Consider the following 2,689-nt stretch of genomic DNA (forward strand, 5'->3'; position numbering starts at 1 on the left):
GCCGAGTACCTCACCGTCGACCCGATCTCGGCCGACCGCGACCTCGCGTGGGCGTGGCCCGAGCTGATCTCGCTGGCGGGCCGGCTCGACGATGAGGCGCATCGAGCAGGGGCGGACGGCTTCGCTTCTCTGGATCCCGCAGCGCAGGACAGGATCCTGGCCGTCGTGGCGGCCGGATCCGGTGCACGCTCGTTCGACGCGCTGCGCAGGGTGTGCTGGGAGGGGTACTACGCCTCGTCGGAGGGCAGGCATCCCGCCGGCCTCGACATGGTGGGGTTCCGTGGCGTGCCGGAGGGAGTCACGCCGATCGAGCCGGAGCCGCTCAAGACGGTCGCACCCGCCGTTGTGCAGGCGCACTACGACGCCGTGATCGTCGGGTCGGGACCGGGTGGCGGCGTCGCCGCGCAGGTGCTCACGGCGGCAGGCAAGCACGTGCTGGTCGTCGAACGCGCGCCGTATCTGCGGAACGACCAGATCCGTGGCGACCACCTGCACGGCAAGCGCAACGCGGTGTACTGGCCGACCGTCGGACCCGGCCCCGGGCATCCGCGGGTCGCGCAGCTTCCCGACGGCGACCGCGTGCTCGACGGGACCGACGACGCATCCGTCTACGGACTGAACGCCGATGCGGTGGGCGGCGGCACGCGCATCTGGCAGGGCATGGCGTGGCGGTTCATGCCGGAGGACTTCAGCATGCGCACGCTGTACGGCAACCCCGACGGCGCGAGCCTCGCGGACTGGCCGGTGTCGTACGAGGAGATGGAGCCGTACTACACGAAGGCGGAGTGGCAGCTCGGCGTCGCAGGCGAAGAGGGCGGACTGACGAGACGGATGCCCCGCTCGGCCGGGTACCCGATGCCCGCGATGGGCACGGAACCGTCGCGGGAGCTGCTCGGCGCGGCCGCCGATCGGCTCGGCTGGGGCTGGGGTCCGATTCCGCTCGCGATCAACTCGGTGCCCTGGGGTGGCCGCGCGGCGTGCGTGCGCTGTGCGCAGTGCATCGGCAACACATGCCCGGTGAACGCGAAGAACGGTTCGCAGTCCACGTTCCTCCCGCGCGCGATCGCGACCGGCCTGTGCGATCTGCTGCCGGACGCCGAGGTGATCGAGGTGCGCGACGGAACCGGTAGCGCCGGCGTGACCATCATGGCGGATGCCTCGACCTCGCCCGTCGAGCTCACCGTCAACGCGGACGTCGTGGTGGTGTCCGCCGGCGCGGTCGAGACCGCACGCCTGCTGCTGGCCAGCGGACTGGGCAACGATCACATCGGGCGCTACCTGCACGATCACCGAACGGCGACGGTGCTGGGCGAGTCGGAGCATCCGGTCAAGCCGTACATCGGTCCTGGGCATTCGGTCGCGACGCTCGACCACGTGCACGCCGACACGATTCCGTGGGGCGGCGGCGTGATCGTCGACCTGATGGGACTGCTGCCGCTGACGTCGGCCGGTCAGCCGGCTCCCGGCGTTCCCGGCTGGGGCGCCGGCCACAAGGAGTGGATGCGCGGCGGCCGCGCCAACCTGTTCGGCGTGTTCGCGATGGGGCAGGAGATCCCGCTGCCGTCATCCAGGGTCACGCTCGCGGCGGTGAAGGACCGCTGGGGTCGTCCCGGCGCGGCGCTGCGCAAGGACGTGCACTGGACGAGCCAGCAGGTCGAGGACGGCATGGCGGTGCAGGGCGCCCGCTGGCTGGATGCCGCCGGCATCACGGACATCAGGCGGCAGGGCGGGCCTGCCACCGCGTCCGCCGCCGGCGAGCACTCGTGCGGCACGGCGCGCATGGGCACGTCGCCGGAGAACTCGGCGACCGACCCGTTCGGTCGCGTGTGGGGAACCAGTCGCGTGGTGGCGTGCGACTCGTCGCTGCACCCGACGAACGGCTCGGTGAACCCCACGCTGACCATCGTGGCGAACGCGTTCCGCGTGGCCGAGCACCTCGTGGCCGAATGGCCTCGGTGACGCAGGGAGGGCTCGTGCGGACCCATTCGTCACGCTGCCCCGTTCGTAACTCCTGCAATTCGGTCCGCACTCACGCTTGCCGCACGGTAAGCCGCGCCTGCGCGTCATGTCCGCCACCATTCTGCAGGAGTTATGAACGGGCGGGCGTGCGCGAGCCACGATCTGAAGGGACGACGATGACTGAGACGAAAGCGCCCGGGGCGCGATGGCGCGACACGCGGCTCTCCGCGGCTGAGCGAGTCGAGGCGCTGATCGGCGAGATGACGCTGCACGAGAAGGTCGCGCAGCTGTACGGAGTCTGGGTCGCCTCGTCGCCGGTCGGGGACGACGTCGCGCCGTTCCAGCACGACATGAGCGAGGGCGCCGTCGAGCTCGACGACCTGCTCCCGCACGGACTCGGGCAGCTGACGCGACCGTTCGGCTCCGCCCCCGTCGACCCGGCGGTCGGTCTCGTCTCGCTGGCGCGCAGCCAGAAGCGCATCGCGGCGGCCAACAGGTTCGGCATCCCGGCCATCGCGCACGAGGAGTGCCTCGCCGGATTCACGGCGTGGGGTGCCACCAACTACCCTGTTCCGCTCTCCTGGGGCGCCACGTTCGACCCCGCGCTGATCGAGCGGGTCGCGCGTCGCATCGGCACCGGGATGCGCTCGGTCGGCGTGCACCAGGGCCTCGCACCCGTGCTCGACGTCACCCGCGACCCGCGCTGGGGTCGCACCGAGGAGACGATCGG

2 protein-coding genes are annotated in these 2,689 nt (G+C 71.5%); both read left to right on the top strand.

Annotated elements, in window-relative coordinates:
* Positions 1-1,959, top strand: a 1,959-nt coding sequence (locus ACTHNC_RS08390) for a GMC oxidoreductase (protein WP_440294146.1), incomplete at its 5' end; no start/stop codon positions are given.
* 176 nt (positions 1,960-2,135) lie between these two features.
* Positions 2,136-2,689: glycoside hydrolase family 3 N-terminal domain-containing protein (locus ACTHNC_RS08395; protein WP_440294147.1), on the top strand; the 554-nt coding region annotated here is incomplete at its 3' end.

It is taken from the genome of Humibacter sp. (genome assembly GCF_051954055.1).
GTDB lineage: Bacteria > Actinomycetota > Actinomycetes > Actinomycetales > Microbacteriaceae > Humibacter.